Annotated in this window: 13 protein-coding genes and 6 pseudogenes; 11 read left to right on the top strand and 8 right to left on the bottom strand. The window is 66.0% G+C overall.

The window, feature by feature from the left end; genetic code table 11:
* Nucleotides 1–44 precede the first annotated feature (44 nt).
* Together ACNQR1_RS00095 and ACNQR1_RS00090 are read left to right on the top strand one after the other, a co-directional pair.
* On the top strand, nt 45–2657 hold the full coding sequence (locus ACNQR1_RS00095; RefSeq protein WP_047041000.1) for an excinuclease ABC subunit UvrA: 2613 nt from the start codon (nt 45–47) through the stop codon (nt 2655–2657).
* A gap of 145 nt (nt 2658–2802) precedes the next feature.
* Nucleotides 2803–3995: pseudogene (locus ACNQR1_RS00090) on the top strand (alcohol dehydrogenase catalytic domain-containing protein).
* Nucleotides 3996–4142: 147 nt separating this feature from the next.
* Here ACNQR1_RS00090 and ACNQR1_RS00085 read toward each other — a convergent pair.
* A complete protein-coding gene (locus ACNQR1_RS00085; protein ID WP_048896588.1) occupies nt 4143–4775 on the bottom strand; it encodes an ImmA/IrrE family metallo-endopeptidase in 633 nt (210 codons plus the stop codon).
* A 63-nt stretch (nt 4776–4838) separates the two neighbouring features.
* Here ACNQR1_RS00085 and ACNQR1_RS00080 point away from each other — a divergent pair, with 63 nt between their 5' ends.
* The 3 genes and pseudogenes from ACNQR1_RS00080 to ACNQR1_RS00070 all read left to right on the top strand — a co-directional run.
* Nucleotides 4839–5240 (top strand): hypothetical protein, encoded by a 402-nt coding sequence (locus ACNQR1_RS00080; RefSeq protein ID WP_131811434.1) that lies wholly within the window; start codon nt 4839–4841, stop codon nt 5238–5240.
* Nucleotides 5237–5437: a hypothetical protein gene (locus ACNQR1_RS00075; RefSeq protein ID WP_047040998.1), complete on the top strand. Its 201-nt coding sequence runs from the start codon at nt 5237–5239 to the stop codon at nt 5435–5437. Before ACNQR1_RS00080 ends, ACNQR1_RS00075 begins: the two co-directional genes overlap by 4 nt.
* 65 nt (nt 5438–5502) lie before the next feature.
* Nucleotides 5503–6561 (top strand): annotated as a pseudogene (locus ACNQR1_RS00070) (IS256 family transposase); the annotation flags it as partial.
* Nucleotides 6562–6568: 7 nt separating this feature from the next.
* Here the strand turns inward: ACNQR1_RS00070 and ACNQR1_RS00065 are convergent.
* Together ACNQR1_RS00065 and ACNQR1_RS00060 are read right to left on the bottom strand one after the other, a co-directional pair.
* A complete protein-coding gene (locus ACNQR1_RS00065) occupies nt 6569–8524 on the bottom strand; it encodes a tyrosine-type recombinase/integrase (RefSeq protein ID WP_047040994.1) in 1956 nt (651 codons plus the stop codon).
* Nucleotides 8521–9576, bottom strand: coding sequence for a tyrosine-type recombinase/integrase (locus ACNQR1_RS00060; protein WP_024637592.1), 1056 nt, complete (start codon nt 9574–9576; stop codon nt 8521–8523). The genes ACNQR1_RS00065 and ACNQR1_RS00060 overlap by 4 nt, the downstream gene beginning before the upstream one ends.
* 82 nt (nt 9577–9658) lie before the next feature.
* On the opposite strand from ACNQR1_RS00060, the pseudogene ACNQR1_RS00055 reads away from it, so the two are divergent.
* From ACNQR1_RS00055 to ACNQR1_RS00045, 3 genes and pseudogenes are all read left to right on the top strand, one after another.
* A pseudogene (locus ACNQR1_RS00055) lies at nt 9659–9895 on the top strand (transposase); the annotation flags it as partial.
* A pseudogene (locus ACNQR1_RS00050) lies at nt 9787–10092 on the top strand (DUF6527 family protein); the annotation flags it as partial. The pseudogenes ACNQR1_RS00055 and ACNQR1_RS00050, both read left to right, overlap by 109 nt.
* Before the next feature lie 9 nt (nt 10093–10101).
* Nucleotides 10102–10308 carry a hypothetical protein gene (locus ACNQR1_RS00045; protein WP_047040985.1) on the top strand — a complete coding sequence of 69 codons (207 nt, stop codon included), beginning with the start codon at nt 10102–10104 and terminating at the stop codon, nt 10306–10308.
* Nucleotides 10309–10354: 46 nt separating this feature from the next.
* Here the strand turns inward: ACNQR1_RS00045 and ACNQR1_RS00040 are convergent, their stop codons facing one another.
* Nucleotides 10355–11071, bottom strand: a complete 717-nt coding sequence (locus tag ACNQR1_RS00040) for a hypothetical protein (protein WP_052773283.1) — start codon at nt 11069–11071, stop codon at nt 10355–10357.
* 360 nt (nt 11072–11431) lie between these two features.
* Here ACNQR1_RS00040 and ACNQR1_RS00035 point away from each other — a divergent pair, with 360 nt between their 5' ends.
* Nucleotides 11432–11977, top strand: a complete 546-nt coding sequence (locus ACNQR1_RS00035; RefSeq protein ID WP_048896585.1) for a hypothetical protein — start codon at nt 11432–11434, stop codon at nt 11975–11977.
* 212 nt (nt 11978–12189) lie between these two features.
* Complete coding sequence (locus ACNQR1_RS00030; protein WP_043416428.1) at nt 12190–13416, top strand: IS110 family transposase; 1227 nt, start codon at nt 12190–12192, stop codon at nt 13414–13416.
* 112 nt (nt 13417–13528) lie between these two features.
* Here the strand turns inward: ACNQR1_RS00030 and ACNQR1_RS00025 are convergent, their stop codons facing one another.
* Nucleotides 13529–14770 (bottom strand): IS256 family transposase, encoded by a 1242-nt coding sequence (locus ACNQR1_RS00025; protein ID WP_394329132.1) that lies wholly within the window; start codon nt 14768–14770, stop codon nt 13529–13531.
* Nucleotides 14771–15167: 397 nt separating this feature from the next.
* Here ACNQR1_RS00025 and ACNQR1_RS00020 point away from each other — a divergent pair, with 397 nt between their 5' ends.
* Nucleotides 15168–15335 (top strand): hypothetical protein, encoded by a 168-nt coding sequence (locus tag ACNQR1_RS00020; RefSeq protein ID WP_165588945.1) that lies wholly within the window; start codon nt 15168–15170, stop codon nt 15333–15335.
* A gap of 512 nt (nt 15336–15847) precedes the next feature.
* Here ACNQR1_RS00020 and ACNQR1_RS00015 read toward each other — a convergent pair.
* The 3 genes and pseudogenes from ACNQR1_RS00015 to ACNQR1_RS00005 form a co-directional block, all read right to left on the bottom strand.
* Nucleotides 15848–16480: pseudogene (locus ACNQR1_RS00015) on the bottom strand (IS1380 family transposase); the annotation flags it as partial.
* 79 nt (nt 16481–16559) lie between these two features.
* Nucleotides 16560–16946, bottom strand: a complete 387-nt coding sequence (locus tag ACNQR1_RS00010; protein WP_225330063.1) for a hypothetical protein — start codon at nt 16944–16946, stop codon at nt 16560–16562.
* Nucleotides 16947–16991: 45 nt separating this feature from the next.
* Nucleotides 16992–17194 (bottom strand): annotated as a pseudogene (locus tag ACNQR1_RS00005) (XRE family transcriptional regulator); the annotation flags it as partial.

Genomic DNA, 17194 nt, shown 5'->3' with positions numbered 1-17194 from the left:
TGTCCCGCCGCCATTGCTAGCCTCGTCGGACGAGGAGATGAGTAGTGGAGCCAGATAATAGAGTTCGGGTGCGCGGTGCCCGCGAGCACAATCTGCGCGGCGTCGACGTGGAGGTGCCGCGTGATGCCCTCGTCGCGTTCACCGGGGTGTCGGGTTCGGGCAAGTCATCGCTGGCCTTCGGCACGCTCTTCGCCGAGTCCCAGCGGCGGTACTTGGAATCGGTGGCGCCGTACGCGCGGCGTCTGATTGATCAGGTGGGTGTCCCGGATGTCGATTCGATTGAAGGGATGCCACCTGCGGTCGCGTTGCGGCAGCAGCGCGGTGGTACCAGTACCCGTTCGTCGGTGGGCAGCGTCACCACGCTGTCGAGTCTGGTCCGGATGCTGTATTCGCGTGCGGGCACCTACCCTGCGGACCAGCCGATGCTCTACGCGGAGGATTTCTCGCCCAACACCCCGCAGGGTGCCTGCCCGACGTGCCACGGTATGGGCTGGGTGTATGAGGTGACCGAAGCACTGATGGTGCCCGACCCGTCGTTGTCGATCCGTGAGCGTGCCATCGCCTCATGGCCGCCGGCCTGGTACGGGCAGAATCTGCGCGACATCCTTACCACGCTCGGCTACGACGTCGACGCTCCGTGGAAGACGCTGTCGCGCAAGGACCGCGAGTGGATTCTGTTCACCGAGGAGCGTCCGACGGTGCCGGTGTACGCGGGCTTCACCCCGGCGGAAACTCGACGCGCCGTGAAAGCCGATATGGAGCCCAGCTATCAGGGCACCTTTATCGGTGCCCGCCGCTACGTCCTCGACACGTTCGCCAACACCAAGAGCGCTGCGGTCAAGAAACGGGTCTCTCAATTCGTCGGAAGCGGCCCATGCCCGGCGTGCCACGGAAAGCGGCTCAAACCCGAAGCGCTGTCGGTGACATTCGAAGGTCTGGACATCGCCGAGCTGTCGCGGCTCACCCTCGACCAGCTCGCCGCGCTGTGCGCCAGGGTGCTCAGCCCGCGGTGGAAGCCGGCCACCTCCGGTGCGGCCCTGAACCAGAAGACACGAAAGTCGGCGGTCAACGCGCGGGTCGTGGCCGGGGGTTCCGCGCATGCCGCGGCACCAGATGTCCGGCAAACACCCAACATGTCAGACGAAAAGCGCGCCGCTGCACAGCGATTGGTCGCAGAGCTGCAGGAGCGGCTGCAACCGCTCATCGATCTGGGACTGGGATACCTCTCCCTGGCCCGCAGCACGCCGACGCTATCGGGCGGGGAACTGCAGCGCGTGCGGCTCGCGACGCAACTCTCGTCACAACTGTTCGGCGTCGTCTACGTCCTCGACGAGCCGTCGGCCGGTCTGCACCCCCGCGACCGGGACGCCTTGCTGGACATCTTGGCCGGCCTCAAACGCAGCGGCAACAGCGTCTTCGTCGTCGAGCACTCGCTGGATGTCATCGCCGCGGCGGACTGGCTGGTTGATATCGGGCCCGGCGCCGGGCTGGACGGCGGCCAGATCCTCTACAGCGGTCCCCCGGCCGGGCTGGCCGATGTCACCGACTCGGTCACCCGCCGCTATCTGTTCGGCGACGAGACCCGCGTCGCCTCGCGCACACCGCGGGAGCGCAGTGACTGGCTGCAACTCGCTGGTGTGCAACGCAACAATTTGCATGATCTGTCGGTATCGGTGCCGTTGCGCTGCCTCACCGCGGTCACCGGGGTGTCCGGGTCGGGCAAGTCGAGCCTCGTCGCCCAGGCCCTACCCGAGATCGTCGGTGAGCACCTCGGCCGTCCGGTGCGGTTCGACGACGCCCGCGACGACGACCTGCTCACTGAGGCCACGCAGGTCACCGCCTCGGGCGAGGTGCTCGGCGACCCCCACGGTGTGCGGCGGGTGGTGTGCATCGATCAGAAGCCGATCGGCCGCACACCGCGATCCAACATCGCCACCTACACCGGGCTGTTCGACCACGTTCGCCGGCTCTTCGCTGACACCCCCGGGGCCAAGAAGCGCGGCTACAAACCCGGACGGTTCTCGTTCAACGTCAGCGGCGGACGATGCCCGACCTGCGAAGGGGAGGGTTGGGTGATGGTGGAGTTGCTGTTCCTGCCCAGCGTCTATAGCCCGTGCCCCGACTGCCACGGAACCCGTTACAACCCCGCGACTCTCGCGATCCGCTGGCGGCACAAGAACATCGCTGAGGTACTCGAACTCAGTGTGTCGGCGGCCCGGGAGTTTTTTGACGGCGAACCCGCCGTGCTGCAAGCTCTGGAGGCGCTGTGCGATGTCGGGCTAAGCTACCTGCGGCTCGGGCAGCCGGCCACTGAACTGTCCGGCGGCGAGGCGCAGCGCGTCAAGCTCGCCGGTGAACTGCAGCGTGCCCACCGCGGTGACACGCTCTACCTGCTCGACGAGCCCACCGCCGGACTGCATCCCGCCGACACCGACCGGCTGCTGGCACACCTGCACCGGCTCGTCGACGCCGGCAACACCGTGGTCGCCGCCGAACTGGATATGCGGGTGGTCGCCCAGGCTGATCACGTCATCGACATGGGACCCGGCGCAGGGGGCGCCGGTGGCCGCATCGTCGTCGCCGGTACCCCGCGGGAGGTCGCGGCATACCGGGACAGCGCCACCGCCGCGTATCTTGCCGCTGAACTCGCCGACTGACGCCTTGGCACGGATTGTCATAACGGTGGCGCGCGCGGTCACCGACACGATGCATGGTCCTGCATACGCTGACAGGACAGTTCGCCACCAGGCCGACTGACCGTCACATCAGCACATCAATTGTGCTGCAAGGAGGTTCACAACCATGGCTGAAGGTAATCGCGCAGTCGTCTTCCACAATCCGGGGGACATGCGGGTCGATTCGCTGGAGTATCCGAAACTGGTCATGCCCAACGGCAAGAAGGCTCCCCATGGCGCGATCCTGAAAATGGTCGCCACCAACATCTGCGGCAGCGACCTGCACATCTTCCGAGGCTCTTTTCCTGTGCCCGAGGGGATGGTCATGGGCCACGAGATGACCGGTGAGGTCGTCGAAGTGGGCTCCGACGTCGAGTTCCTCACCGAGGGTGATCTCGTCTCGGTCCCGTTCAACGTTGCCTGCGGGCGGTGTCGCAACTGTAAGGCGCGCCGTACCGATGTCTGCGAGACCACGAATGCCGACGTCGCGTGCGGCGCGTACGGGTTCAACCTCGGCGACTGGCAGGGTGGTCAGGCCGAGTACCTGTTCGTCCCGTACGCCGACTTCCAATTGTTGCGGTTCCCGGACAAAGACCAGGCGATGGAGAAGATCCTTGATCTCGCCCTGCTTTCGGACATTTTGCCCACGGCCTTTCATGGCCTGATGGAGGCGGGCGCCAAGCCTGGCTCGACGGTGTATATCGCCGGTGCCGGTCCGGTCGGCCGCTGTGGTGCGGCGGCGGCGCGGCTGCTGGGTGCGTCCTGCATCATCGTCGGCGACTACTACCAGGACAGGCTTGATCTGGTGAAGAACAACGGGTGCGAGACGATCGATCTGAATAAGGACGTTCCGTTGCCCGACCAGATCGAGGCCATCCTGGGCGAGCGTGAAGTCGATTGTGCCGTGGACTATGTCGGTTCCGAAGCGCACGGCATCGGTAAGGAGGCGGAGGACCTTCAGCCGCAGGCTGCCATCAACCAGGTGCTGGAGGCCACTCGCGCCGGCGGCGCCACGGGCGTCATCGGCGTCTACGGACCTGACCCCCTGGCGCCGACAGAGGCCGGCAAGAAGGCACTTTCCCGCTCGACTTCGGCAAGGCGTGGATCAAGTCGCCGCGCGTGTCGGCGGGGCAGGCGCCGATCATGCACTATCACCGCGAACTGATGATGGCGATCCTGTGGGACCGCATGCCCTACCTGAGCCCCATGCTCAACAACAAGGTCATCAGCCTCGACGAGGCGCCGGACGTCTACGCGATCTTCGACCAGGGCTCATCCAACAAGTTCATCATCGACCCGCACGGAATGATCTCGGCGTAGGCGAGCATGCCGGGTGCCACCGCTTCCTCAGGGTTGAGGTGGCACCCGGTAAGCACTCCGCCCACCGGTAGGAGGCACGCATGATCGACTCGTCGTCGGTTGACGTCCGCTACCAGGGATTCTTCGACTGCGAGCTCGCTGCGTGTCTTAGGTGGGTGTCAAGTCGAAGCGGCGTTTGAGCCCGTTGCCTTTTCGCCATTCCCATAGGCCGCGGTGTTGGAGCTGTCCGACGACGATCCCTTCGCTGACATCGATGCGTGTGGCGAAGGCCTCCACCTCGGTGGTCGTGGTCAGTGCGGCGAGGTGGTGTTGCTCCCGCGGGGGGATGAGGGTGTTGGCCGCGAATCGGTTGGCCGCATCTTCGATGTCGTCGCTCTCGGAGCCGTCGTCGATGAAGGTCTCCTTCTTCGAGTGCAAGAGAACGTGTCCGGCCTCGTGAAAGAACGAGAACCAGAACTGATCCTCGGTCTTGTAGCGATCGCTGAGAGCGATGACCGCTCTAGTGGGGCTGGACCACCAGGTGGCTCCGCTGATGCGGCATTTGTCGATCTCTGCGACATAGACGACGAGAACACCCTGGGCAGCGCATAAGCCTTGCAGTTCGTGCAGGAAGTCGTCGGTTCTGGTGAGTGTGCGGGCGTGATGGAGTGCGGTGCGGAATCCGTCCTTGTCGAAGGGTTCGGCGTGAAGATGCTGGGCGGTGAGCTCCCCGATCCGAATCCACGACGCCACCGACTCGGCGTGGCTGGTGAATGTGTTCGCCCGCTTGAACGAGGCCACTGGGCGACTCCATATGCGGCGCCACGCGGCCAGGTTGGCGACGCCGAAAAAGGCCAAGGCGGCGTGGTAAAGCTCCCGCCGGTCATTGGTGGTGGGCAGGTAACCGCGGAGTTGGAGAGCAGTGATCGGAAGATCTCGCAGCCAGGTGAGGTGCTCGCCTTCCAGCTCGACGTCGGGATGGGCCTGTACCTGGCCGAGCGCGGCATCGGCGGACAGGTCCGCATCACCAGCAGCCTTCCCGGCCACCGAGATCACCTCTGGGACGACCGCAAGCGGCTCCCCACCTCCGTCGCCGCCGCCGATCTCTACGGCCAGAACGTGCAAATCGTCGACATGAACGCACTCAACGCTGCCCTGGCGGTCAACCGGTGGAAGCGTCACGTCGGCATCTACGCCGACCTCGAAGGTGAGCACTTCAGCCTCTACGCCAGCGACGGCAACGACATCACCAACGAGGACCAGTGACGGTGCTACCCACGGATCGCTTCACCCATGAGTTCGTCGACTTCATCCCCGCCGACCTCGACGCCGGTGTCCTCTACGTGTCGCTGCCGTACGCCACCGTGATGCATCTCTGCGCCTGCGGATGCGCAGGTTGCGTCCAGCAGAGTGGTGTACGAGTCGGACCTGATCAGCGGTACCGGCGTGTCGTAGCCGACTGATTGAAGGTCATCGCGTGATTCTTCGAGGGACCGTCCAAAGTCACTCGAGCAAAGGAACCGACGCGATGACCACTGCCCACAATATCGACCTGCCCGCGGTGCTCGCCGAACGACTCACCACCGCCCATCCCGATGTGCTGCGCGAGCTGCTGGCCACGTTCATCCACACCCTGATGGGCGCGGAAGCCGACGCCCTGTGCGGCGCCGGATACGGCGAACGCAGTACCGAGCGCACCAACTCCCGCAACGGCTACCGCCATCGCCGATTCGACACCCGTGCCGGCAGTCTGGATCTTGCGATCCCGAAGCTGCGCCAGGGCTCCTACTTCCCGGACTGGCTGCTGGAACGGCGCAAACGCGCCGAACGGGCCCTGACCACCGTGGTGGCCACCTGCTATCTGCTCGGAGTCTCGACGCGGCGGATGGACAAACTGGTCGAGACCCTGGGGATCACGTCGCTGTCGAAGTCCCAAGTCAGCGTGATGGCCAAGGAACTCGACGCCGCCGTGGAGGCCTTCCGCACCCGCCCACTCGATGCCGGCCCCTACACGTTCATGGCCGCCGACGCGCTGGTCCTCAAGGTCCGCGAGGGCGGGCGGGTGGTCAACGTGCACGCCCTGATCGCCACCGGTGTCAACAACGACGGCTATCGGGAGATCCTCGGCATCGAAGTCACCACCGCCGAAGACGGGGCCGGCTGGCTGACGTTCCTGCGGTCGCTGACCGCCCGCGGCCTGTCGGGGGTCAAGCTGGTGACCTCCGATGCGCACGCCGGGCTGGTCGCCGCGATCGGCGCCACCTTGCCCGGGGCGGCCTGGCAGCGCTGCCGCACCCACTACACGACCAACCTCATGGCCGTCACCCCGAAGGCCTCGTGGCCGTGGGTCAAGACGCTGTTGCATTCGGTGTTCGACCAGCCCGACGCAGAATCCGTTGAGGCTCAATATGATCGGATCATCGACGCCCTGGCCGACAAGCTGCCCAAGACCGCCGAGCACCTGGAAGCCGCACGGGCGGATCTGCTGGCGTTCACCGCGTTCCCCAAACAGATCTGGCGCCAGATCTGGTCCAACAACCCCCAGGAACTTATCCGGCCCTCGGGGGCGCATCAACCCCAGGTGGTCGATTCGGTCAGCGGTCGAGGCGGTGCAGGTGGTCGGTCAACGCGTCGGCGACACGGTGGTGGCGGGCGGCTTCGTCGAGCCAGCCACGGGCGCGGGCATCTGCTTCGAGGGTTTGGATGTCGCTGCGTTGTGCCTTGAGTGCGCCTTGGAACTCGGGGCCGGTGACGAAGTTGTCGCAGGTTTCGCAGATGTTGGCATAGGGACAGGCGCCGGCACTCTGGTGGCGGGCGCAGTAGCCGTGGGCGACACGTGTTTTGAGCATCTCACTACCGAGCCAGCTGACCGCATCGGGGACGATGGGTTTGCCGACCGGAGTGAGAGTGAACTGTCGTCGCATCTTTCCCATGGCCTGGTCGTAGGCATCGCGCAGCGTCGGGGAGGCCAGGGTGGCGTAACGCAGCGTCATCTGCGGGGTGACATGTCCGAGCAGTGCCATCAAAGCCTGCAGGCTCATGCCCGCGTTCGCGAGTTCGGTGGCCCACGTGTGGCGTAGCTGATGCGGGGTTACCACCAACGGTGCGCCGCCAGTTCCGTGCAGCCCGCAGGACTCGACGGCGGCGAGCAGGCCTTTGCGTAACCGCGTCTGCCCGAGGCGGCGGCCGTGCGCGACGAACAGGAAATCGGTAGGCGCTCCGGTACGGGGATGCGGCAGTGGGCGGCAAACACCACGTCTGCTGGTCCACTGGTCCAACGCGGCAATGGTGTTGGCCGAGAGTGGAACCATGCGTTCGGTGGCGAGCTTGCCCAACGGAACTTTCAACCAGGTGCCGGCGGGTCCGTAGTCGATGACGCTGTCGAGTTCGAGGTCGAGCAGTTCCCCTATTCGCAGCCCGGCCCCGCGCAGCACCGTCAACCCGACGCGGGTAAACGTATCCTCCAGCTGGGCAACCGCGTTCATCACCGCGGCGTCGATATCAGGTGGCAGGGCGCGTGGCAGGGGTTGATCGAGTTTCGGGATATCGACGGCGAAGACCAGACGACGCGGCGGTGCCTGCTCCCAACCCCATTCGGTGATGTCATCGAGGAGGTTGCGCACGCTCAGCACCGTCGATTGGATCACGGCCTTGGAGATGGTGCGTCCTGCGCCGGCGGCGGCGCGTTGCCCACGCCAGGTGCGGGTGCGATTCCAGACCAGGAAACCCTCGATGTGACGGCGATCCAGATTCTCGAATGAGGTGAGTTCGGGATGAGTGGTGCTGAGATAGTCCGCGAACGGCAGCAGATCGTTGATCAACGATTCGACGGATTTCGGCCGCAGCACCGATGCCCTGACGGTGACGTAACGCAGCAGCGTCTGCCGGATCGGGCCGGTCATCGCCACGTCGGCGAAGCGTTGGGCGTAGCTGCGGGCCCACCGCCGACGCTGTGGTGGTGTGTCGACGATGCGGGCGTGAAAAAGCATCTGCCGCAGCCCGGCGATCCGGTTGCGGTAGGCGCGCCTCGACGATGCCGGGATCGACTGTGTGGCAGCCAGTGCGGCATCGAACTTGTCGACCGTGCCGTTGGTGACATCGTGGACGAGTCCGCCGTGCCAGGCGAGCAGCACCGCCAGGCATTCACCCAGGACCGTCTCGATCCATTGCGGTGTCCAGCCCAAGGCCAGCCCGGCCGTGCGCACGGCGGCGAATCCGTCCGGGTCGCGGTCCTCGACGGCCCGGCCGAGGCCAGTGAGGTTCTTGACGGCCGCGAGTTCGAGGTCGAGCCGTAACGCGCCCCGGCCAACGACATGACACAGCAATGGCCACGCCCCGCTGTGGCGCAGCTCGGCCAACCGCTCGGCCGCCGGTCGAGTCATCCAGTCCTGCAGATCCGGGTGCTCGGTCAGGAAGGTGCTCGCGCTGCGGGTGCGACCACGCACCGACCTGCCACTGAGACCTAGGCCGGAAACGTACTCGAGATAGTCGTCCAGCACCGCATCCGAGTCGGCCAGTAGGTCGATCGATGCGAGCGTCCGGTTGGTCATCGTCGTGTCCCAGCGAGGCTGGCGCGAGCCGCACCGTATTCGGCGGCGAGTTGTTCGACCGACAGGTGCACGTAGCCGGCGGTGGTTTCCGGGGACACGTGGCCCATCAACTCCCGCAGCACCATCAGATCGATGCCAGCAGAGGCGAGTTCAGTGCCGTAGGTATGACGGAGCCGATGCGGACGTACCCTCGTCGCACCGGAGTGGTCTCGGTGCCGCCGAAACAGCGACCGCAGTCCGGCCTCGCTGACCGGGGCCCCCGCGGAGGGTCCGCGCAGCACCACGAAACACTCCTCGGTCGCCAACCCTGGTGGGCGTTCCAGGCGCAGATAGGCCGACAGTTCGGTGAAGAATGCTGCATCGACCGGCACCACCCGTTCCTTTGAGCCTTTGCCGAGCACCCGCACTCGTCGCCGGCCGAAGTCGATGTCGGCCAACCGCAAGGATCGCACCTCGGCGCTGCGTAAGCCCCCGAATAGCATCGCCCACACCATCGCCCGATCCCGATGGGTTCGCAACGACGCCACGAACCGCTCGACTGCATCCGCGTCGAGGGACTCGGGCAGCAATCGCGGTTGCCGCACCAGTCGGCCTCCGGCCCGAGGCCGACCCGGGCCCAGATGCCCGAGCGGCCCCCGCGCCACCGGTCGCAGTCCCTGCCCGCGCCGCGGTGAGGGCACCGGGTTGTCGGTACGTATCCCAGTCATCACCAGGTACTCGAACAATGCCCGCACCGCCGCGACCCGCCGGTTAATCGTCGATGCCGCCGCGCTCCCGCCATTCCTTCTCGCCGGGTTGCACCGGGGGTCACGGCGCACGTCCTGCCAGTCGATCCACTCGAACACCTCCACCGGCGTCACCGCCGCCACCGCGAGATCACGGTCGAGCAGGAACCGAGCCAAATTGAGCACATCGAAGGCATACGCCCGCACCGTCGCCGCACTGAACCCGCGTCCGACCAGATGCACCAGGAATGCGTTCGCCGCTGCGCACCCCTCCCACGGGCCGTCGATCGCATAGCCCTCGCTGCTGGTACGCACCCGAACAGTCATCGCCTACCCCTCTCGGCCCTGTCAGCATGCGCCCCGCATGACCGGCGGCCTCGAACCTCACGCCGCATCCACGGTCGTGTCGTGGGAGGGCCGGTTAACCGATAGGCTCAACAAGGAGATCCGACGCCGCACCGACGTCGTCGGCATCTTCCCCGACCGCGACGCCCTCATTCGCCTGGTCGGCGCCGTGCTGGCCGAACAACACGACGAATGGGCCGAATCCCGCCGCTACCTCGGCCTAGACGTGCTGAGCAAATCACGCACCGTCAACGACGCCCCGACAGAACAGGAGGACACCCCCGCGGCACTGACCGCCTGAACCATCACCACGAAGAATCACACGACGACGTCGTACACCACGTCCGTGGACTTGACCGATGCGCAACGAAGGTCGCGTCCGCACTCGACCCGACTGACTACGCCATCACTTTCGACGGGGAGACCATCAGCCTGTCCCCCTCGATCGGCAACTGGAACTTTCACTGCCGATCCCACTACGTCATTCGACGCGGCCAGGTGCGCTGGATGCCCGCCATGAGCGACGCGGACATCGCCGCCGGACGCCACCGCGATCGACGGGCCAAGACAGCCCGCGACGAACTCTTCGACGCCCCAACCCCACCCCGCGTCACCCCGGAGAACGACACCACGCCCGTCGGCGGACACGGCCACATTCGGCAGCGGGTCACCGTGGCGATCAAAGGTCTCATCGCCACGATCAGGGGCCGCTGAGCATCTCGTAACGGGCATGCCCGAGGCCGCGCGGATCGCGTTGTCGCTACTCGTTCTTGTGTGCAGCGCGGGCGGCGGCGCGGCGTTGTTGGCGACTCATCCGCACGCCCGGATCACCACCCCAAGGGGCGTCGCGGGTGCCGCCGTCGCTGGTCTCCAGCATGGGGATGGTGGGGTGCGCCAATTCCGCCCGCAACTCGGCAATGAGGGTTGTTTGGGCCAACGACTCAGCGCGCAGGGTGGCCACCTCGCGGCGGCGCTCCTCGGCCCTGTCGGCGTCGGCCTGAAGGTGGCGGCGTAGCCGCTGGACGTCACCGCGGGCAGCCCGGTATTCGGGTTCCTGGTCCAGGGCGTGCTGGCGGGCAATCGAGACGGCGAAGTCCTCCATGTCGGCGCGCAGTTCGGTGTGCAAAGTGTCGTGGGTGTACCTGTAGATCAGGGTGTCCAAGAGCTGGCGGCAGTGCACCGGGGAGCTCAAGAACAACCGCGCCAGGGTGCCCATTGACGGGATCGCCAGCCGGGCATCGGAGTCGGGGCGATGGGATCGCGGCACCTCCACCACCGTCACTGCCGACCCGGCGTTGCGGGCGGCGACCCGCTCTGCGGAGGCCAGCCGGCGGCACGCCCCCGAGCACCACACCGGGCGCCGACCCCGCCCGCGGTCGGGCATGTCGAAGACCGTTCCGCACCGCGGACAGGTCCGGGTGGTGTCGACTCTGGCGGCCAGAGCCGCCGGGTCCGCGTCGGTGTTCGTGCCGTCCACGCCGCCCCCTTCCGTTCCCAGTTGTGACCGTCATTCTATTTCGTCTGGGACGCTATGTGATGGTTTCGCGACCTGAATGCAAAAGGTGTGTGGTTCGGCGGTGAGCTCGGGAAGGCCCGTGGCGTGGACGGGGATGGGCGGCAGCAGACGGTCAGGCCGGGGACGGGGTGGCAAGGACACGGTGGACCGGTTCGAACGGACACGAATGGGCTTGTGAGCAGCGGTGGAGGGTGGCGGAGCGAGGGCGCGGGTGACCGGCCGGTGTTGGGCTCCCGGACGCGACCGCGACCGGCGTGCACGTTGTGCCAATGTGCCAGACGTCTTCGGGGGTGTGTCGGTGGTGGGTGTGAGCATTGACGGGTGGACGACGGTGGGGACCTGGTGGTGCCGGCGGAGTGTGTGGCGTGGTGTCGTGGCCAGGACGTCGGGGTGAGTGTGTGCGATGACATGGCCGAGGTGGATCTGGAGTGGTGGAATGCCCGTCTGGCTCGGCACGCGATCCCCACCCGGATCGTCGGCCGCGATGTCGACGGCCTGCCCACCGATCATGGCGTCGGCTATCTGCGCCGTGCGGATCTCATCGGGAACGTCGATGGCGGCGTGGACGCCGACACGTCACGTAATGGTGGGTCGGTGGATCTGGGCGTGCTGTATCGCGCTGCGGCGTGGCTGTCGGGGCACCCCGGCCGTGACCGGCGGCGGTGCTTTCCCGACGTCCGCACCTTCGCATCGTCTGGTGGCGAGCGGGATGCGGTCACCGCCGTGCTGTTGGCATGCCGACAGACTCCTTGGCAGGCGATACCGGACGCCGCGTCTGCACGGCGGTGGTCCGGGTGGCCCTGCGTGTCCGGTGTCGGGCCTAATGGGAGTCGATCAGCGAGTTTTCACCCGATAGCGATCTGTTGAGGGGACGCTGGTCACCGAGCCGCTGGTCGGTGAGCACTGTGTCGGCCTGGAATGCAGTTCGATTCCTAGCGCTAGATCGTGCCCCGGCCGGTTGGTGAGGTCGCCTATAGCGCTGATGGGGTGTCGTGCCGATGCGAGCACTGATCCATTAGGTTGCCGCCGGGTGGCCTTCGGCTCGAACAGGTTTCACCCCCATCGAGCAGGGAGGCGAGTTGACGATCTTCGTTGGAGACGATTGGGCCGAGGACCACCACGACATCCATTTGATGAGCGCCGACGGGACCACACTGGCCTCGCGTCGGCTCCCGGAGGGACTTGCCGGGGTCGGTGGGTTCCACGAACTGGTGGCCACCCACGCCGAGGAACCCACCCAGGTGGTGATCGGCATCGAAACCGACCGCGGCCTGTGGGTACAAGCGCTGGCCGCAGCCGGCTACCAGGTGTTCTCGGTCAACCCGCTCGCGGTGGCCCGCTACCGCGACCGCCACCAGGTCTCAGGCGCGAAGTCCGATGCCGCCGACGCCAAACTGTTGGCCGATCTGGTGCGCACCGACCGCCACAACCACCGCCCGATCGCCGGGGACAGCCCCGACGTGGAGGCGGTCAAGGTGCTGGCCCGGGCGCATCAGAACCTGATCTGGGCGCGCAACCGCAACACCAACACGCTGCGCAGTGCGTTGCGGGAGTACTACCCGGGCGCGTTGGAGGCCTTCGACTCGCTGTCTGACCGCGATGCCCTGGCCATCCTGGGTCGCGCTCCCACCCCGGCCGAGGCCGCCCGTTTGAGCATCTCCAAGATCCGATCGGCACTCAAAGCCGCGGGGCGACAACGCAACCTCGATGCCAGGGCCCTAGAGATTCAGACCGCGCTGCGCGTCGAGCAGCTCGCCGCCGCGCCCGCGGTCACCGCCGCATTCGGGGCGAGCACCCGCGCTGCGGTCGCCATCATCGCCGAGCTCAACCATCAGATCGCCGATCTCGAGGCCCAGTTGGCAACACATTTTGAGGCACACCCGGACGCCGACATCTACCTCTCCCTGCCAGGACTCGGTGTCACCCTCGGCGCCCGGGTGCTCGGTGAGTTCGGGGACGACCCGAACCGCTACACCACCGCCAAGTCTCGCAAAAACTACGCCGGAACATCGCCATTGACCGTCGCGTCGGGCAAGAAACGCGCCGTGCTGGCCCGCCACGTCCGCAACCGCCGCCTCTACGACGTGATCGACCAATGGGCCTTCTGCGCCCTGACCAACAGTCCCGGTGCCCGCGCGTTCTATGACCAGCACCGCGCCGCCGGCGATACCCACCACCAAGCCCTACGTGCCCTCGGTAACCGCCTCGTCGGCATCCTGCACGGCTGCCTGCGCCACCACACCGCCTACGACGAGCACAAAGCCTGGGCACACCGCCAAACCACCCCCGACGCCAAGGCCGCTTGACAACTTACGGTCCTGGGATGTCTAGCGTGGTCTCGCTGTACCTGTGGGCCACCCATCACACGTCCTTGACGACGGGACTGTCAGATAAACGGTGGATCTGGCTTGGCATTGGTTAGTTGCCGGTCGGAGTGATCCGGCCGTTGAAGGTGATCGCGAACGCGTTGAGCGCGGGCTTCCACCTCATTGCCCATCGTGCCTTACCTCGGCCGGTGGGGTCCAAGGATCGGGTCACCAGGTAGAGGCACTTCATCGCGGCCTGTTCGGTCGGGAAGTGCCCGCGGGCCCGAATTGCCCTCCGGTAGCGGGCATTGAGCGATTCCACCGCGTTCGTCGAACAGATGACGCGGCGGATCTCGATGTCGTAGTCCAGGAACGGCACGAACTCGCTCCAGGCGTTCTGCCAGAGCTGGGTGATCGCCGGGTACTGGGCACCCCATTTGGCGGTGAACTCACTGAAGCGTTCCTTGGCCGCAGCCTCGGTCGCCGCGGTGTATACAGGCCGGATATCCTTGGCGATCTGATCCCAGTACTTGCGCGACGCATAGCGAAACGTGTTGCGCAACAGATGGATCACACACGTCTGAACCACTGCTCGCGGCCACACGGTGTTGATCGCATCCGGCAAGCCTTTGAGGCCGTCGCAGACCACGATGCATACATCGCCGGTGCCGCGGTTCTTGATCTCGGTGAGCACCGACAGCCAGAACTTCGCACCCTCGCCGCCGTCGCCGGCCCACAGCCCGAGGATGTCACGTTCCCCGGCGCAGGTGACCCCGATGGCCACGTAGACAGGTCGGTTGCTGACCTGGCCGTCGCGGACCTTGACGAAGATCGCGTCGATGAACACCACCGGATACACCGATTCCAGCGGCCGGTTGCACCACTCGGTCATCTCCTCGATCACCTTGTCGGTGATCTTGGAGATGGTGTCCTTGGAGACAGTAGCGCCGTAGACGTCGTCGAAATGGGCCGCGATCTCCCCGGTAGTGAGTCCTTTGGCGGTCAGCGACAACACAATCTCATCGACGCCGGTCAACCGGCGCTGACGCTTTTTCACGATCACCGGGTCGAAGGTGCTGTTGGTATCTCGCGGTACCTCGATTTCGACCGGGCCGATCTCGGTGAACACCGTCTTCGATCTGCTGCCGTTGCGGGAGTTGCCGCTGCCGCGTCCAGCCGGGTCGTGCTTGTCATAGCCCAGGTGCTCGGCCATTTCCGCGTCCAGCGCGGTCTCGAGGACATTCTTGGTCAACTGGTTGAGCAGGCCATTCGGGCCGACCAGCTCGATTCCCCGTTCCTTCGCTTGCGCCAGCAGCTGCTCTGCGAGCTGGCGTTGATCCACATCGATCGCCATGGATTCGAGTGTTTCGGACATCATCAGTCCTTCCCGCCAAGCTCACGCCCGGCGTGTCAGACCAAGCCCAGATCCACCGTTATTCCGACAGTCCCCTTGACGACCGGCGGTGTGCCCGCCTCGACTGCTCCGAGCGCCGTGGTGGGGCCGCAGCTGCTCGACCAACAAGCTGTCGCGTCGTTGGTTCATCTGGGGTGGGTCGGTGAGCCGGTCGCAGCCCGGTTCACCTGGGCTCACTATTTGCGGTACTGCGAGCTGTTGGGTGACTGGGCAACGCAGGGCGACGTGGCGGTGGAGCTAGTCGAGATGTGGTTGGTGAGACGGTGGCGGGAGCGCATCACTGCACGCCGTTCACGACACGTCCAGGGGCGTCGGTGATGTTCGCGGTGAGGCACTGATGGGCGTGAGCGCGGTGGAGTCGGCGGTGACGCGTGTGTTGTCCGATCACGGCGGGTCAGGTGCAATCGCGGTGGTGCGTTGGCTGGTCACCGGTGAGCACGTCGTCGGTGACGGCGGGTTCACCATTGATCGTGGGTGGCCGTTACCCGGGCTGCCGGACGCGTGAACGTACCCGCTGGAGGTCGTCTCCAGCTTGGCTGGCGCCCAGCCAGGGTGTTGGTGCTGGTGATTGCCCGTCGGACGTGCTGTTGACGCGCGTCCTTGTGAGAGTGCGCTGAGCGCGGTCGTGGAGCACTTGTCGGATTTCTTGTTGGGCGGCCGCAATCCGGGCTCGCGAGGCGTCGGTCAGCACGACAGGTGTCGGCGTCGGGTCGATGCTGGCGGCGGCGCAGCCGCCGGCATTTCTCGCAGGCTCCGGTGGTGTCCAAGACAATCGTCGTAACCGGCTGTGCAGGAACGCACCAGGGTTGGCGATGTGATCGGGCCAGGTTCCTCCGCGGACGCGCATGTCGGTGTTGAGCTTGTCGTTCACCGCGTGGGCGGACCACACCGCGGGATCAATGCCGGCGGCGGTCAGTGCGTCGCAGATGGCGCCGATGTGGGCGCGGTCGAGGCCATGGGTGATGGCCACCAGCCCGGCGGCGAGCCGTTGGATGGCCAGCGGCCGTGCTGCGGTGTGCGGGCTGCGCCCTTGCCGGAGTTGGCCTTGCCCGCCCGCAACCTCGCCCCGGCGATCACCGGCGCACCGTGGTCGGTGCTGATCGTGGTGATCAACGGTGAGAGGCCTTTGCGCAGGATCTGCCTGCCGGCGATCTTGGTGTGTCCGTAGCTGGCGCCCTGCTTGGCGTGCCCGTAGACCGGGCGTAGTAGTGAGTCGATGTCGATGAACGCCCGTCCGTCGGCGCCGGGCAACAGATCGACACGCCCGCACAGCGCGGCCAGGTGTTCGCGCAGGACAGATTCGAGCTGGCGGGCATGCCCGAAGGTGAACTCCCGCAATAAGGTTCCGATCGTCGACGGGGCGTACACACCACCGAAGAGGGTCTTCATCCCACCCGAGCGCACAACGTCTAGGTCATCAATGCTGTCCGCGCCGGCGCACATCCCGGCGATCAGCGTGGTCAGCTTCGGTGACGGATGGGCCGCGGCCGAACGGATCCGCTCACAGGTGAACCGGATCTTGTCGGCCAATAGCTGCGACAGACCGGTCTGGTCGGCCAGGGTCATCACCGGCACCAGCCCGGCGCACGACACGAGATGTGCATCATCGAAGACCGCCGACGACACGGCGAACCTATGGGACACTTGCACCGGAAGCGCCTTTCTGAACGTGGGCTGATCGAAGTGTGGTAACTCCAATCATCCCAGCTCAAAGGGCACTTTCCTTACATCAACACCCTCCGAACAGGCGATTCATCGGTGGATCGAGGGTTAGGAACGCGGTGGCGACCCACACCATCTTCGTGGCGTCGAGAACGTCAGCCTGGCCGATGCTGGGGTCGAGGATGTAGGAGACGTCGATGGGGAGATCGAGGGCAGGCTTGGCAAGGTCGGTCCCAGGCACGCGGGGATGCAAAGCCGCGTAGTAGATCCACAGGAATGGCCCGTGTGCGTCTCGGCCGAGTTGGCCCGGCGGGTAGTCGGCGTCCGACGCGGTCGCAGGGAGGCGGTGCTTAACGGGTGTCGCCAGCTGAACGCATAGCTGGGCGGCGCCGTCAGGGCCGGGCAGGCTGGCCAGCACTGTGGCCGATGTCGGGGCGCTGTTGAGCAGTTGCACCGGGCACGCACTCGACGTGGTGAAGAAGAACCTCGCTCATTGTTGTTACTGACCTTTCCGACTTGCTTCGAGCCGTTCGAGGGGACTGCCGGGAAGGGCTGCGGGGGTGGGGGTCGCCATGACGGCGCTTTCGATGGCGCCCTCGATGGCGCTACTGGAGTACGTCGACGGTGCGTGCTTGTCGAAGTCCTCGTGAGCCCAGTTCCCGGGGGCAAGGGTGACGGTGATCGACAGCGGTACCGTCAGCT

Source organism: Mycobacterium sp. 48b (genome assembly GCF_048282725.1).
Lineage (GTDB): Bacteria > Actinomycetota > Actinomycetes > Mycobacteriales > Mycobacteriaceae > Mycobacterium.
The sequence above is the reverse complement of the archived record's forward strand: the minus strand, read 5'-3'. Positions and strand labels throughout refer to the sequence as shown.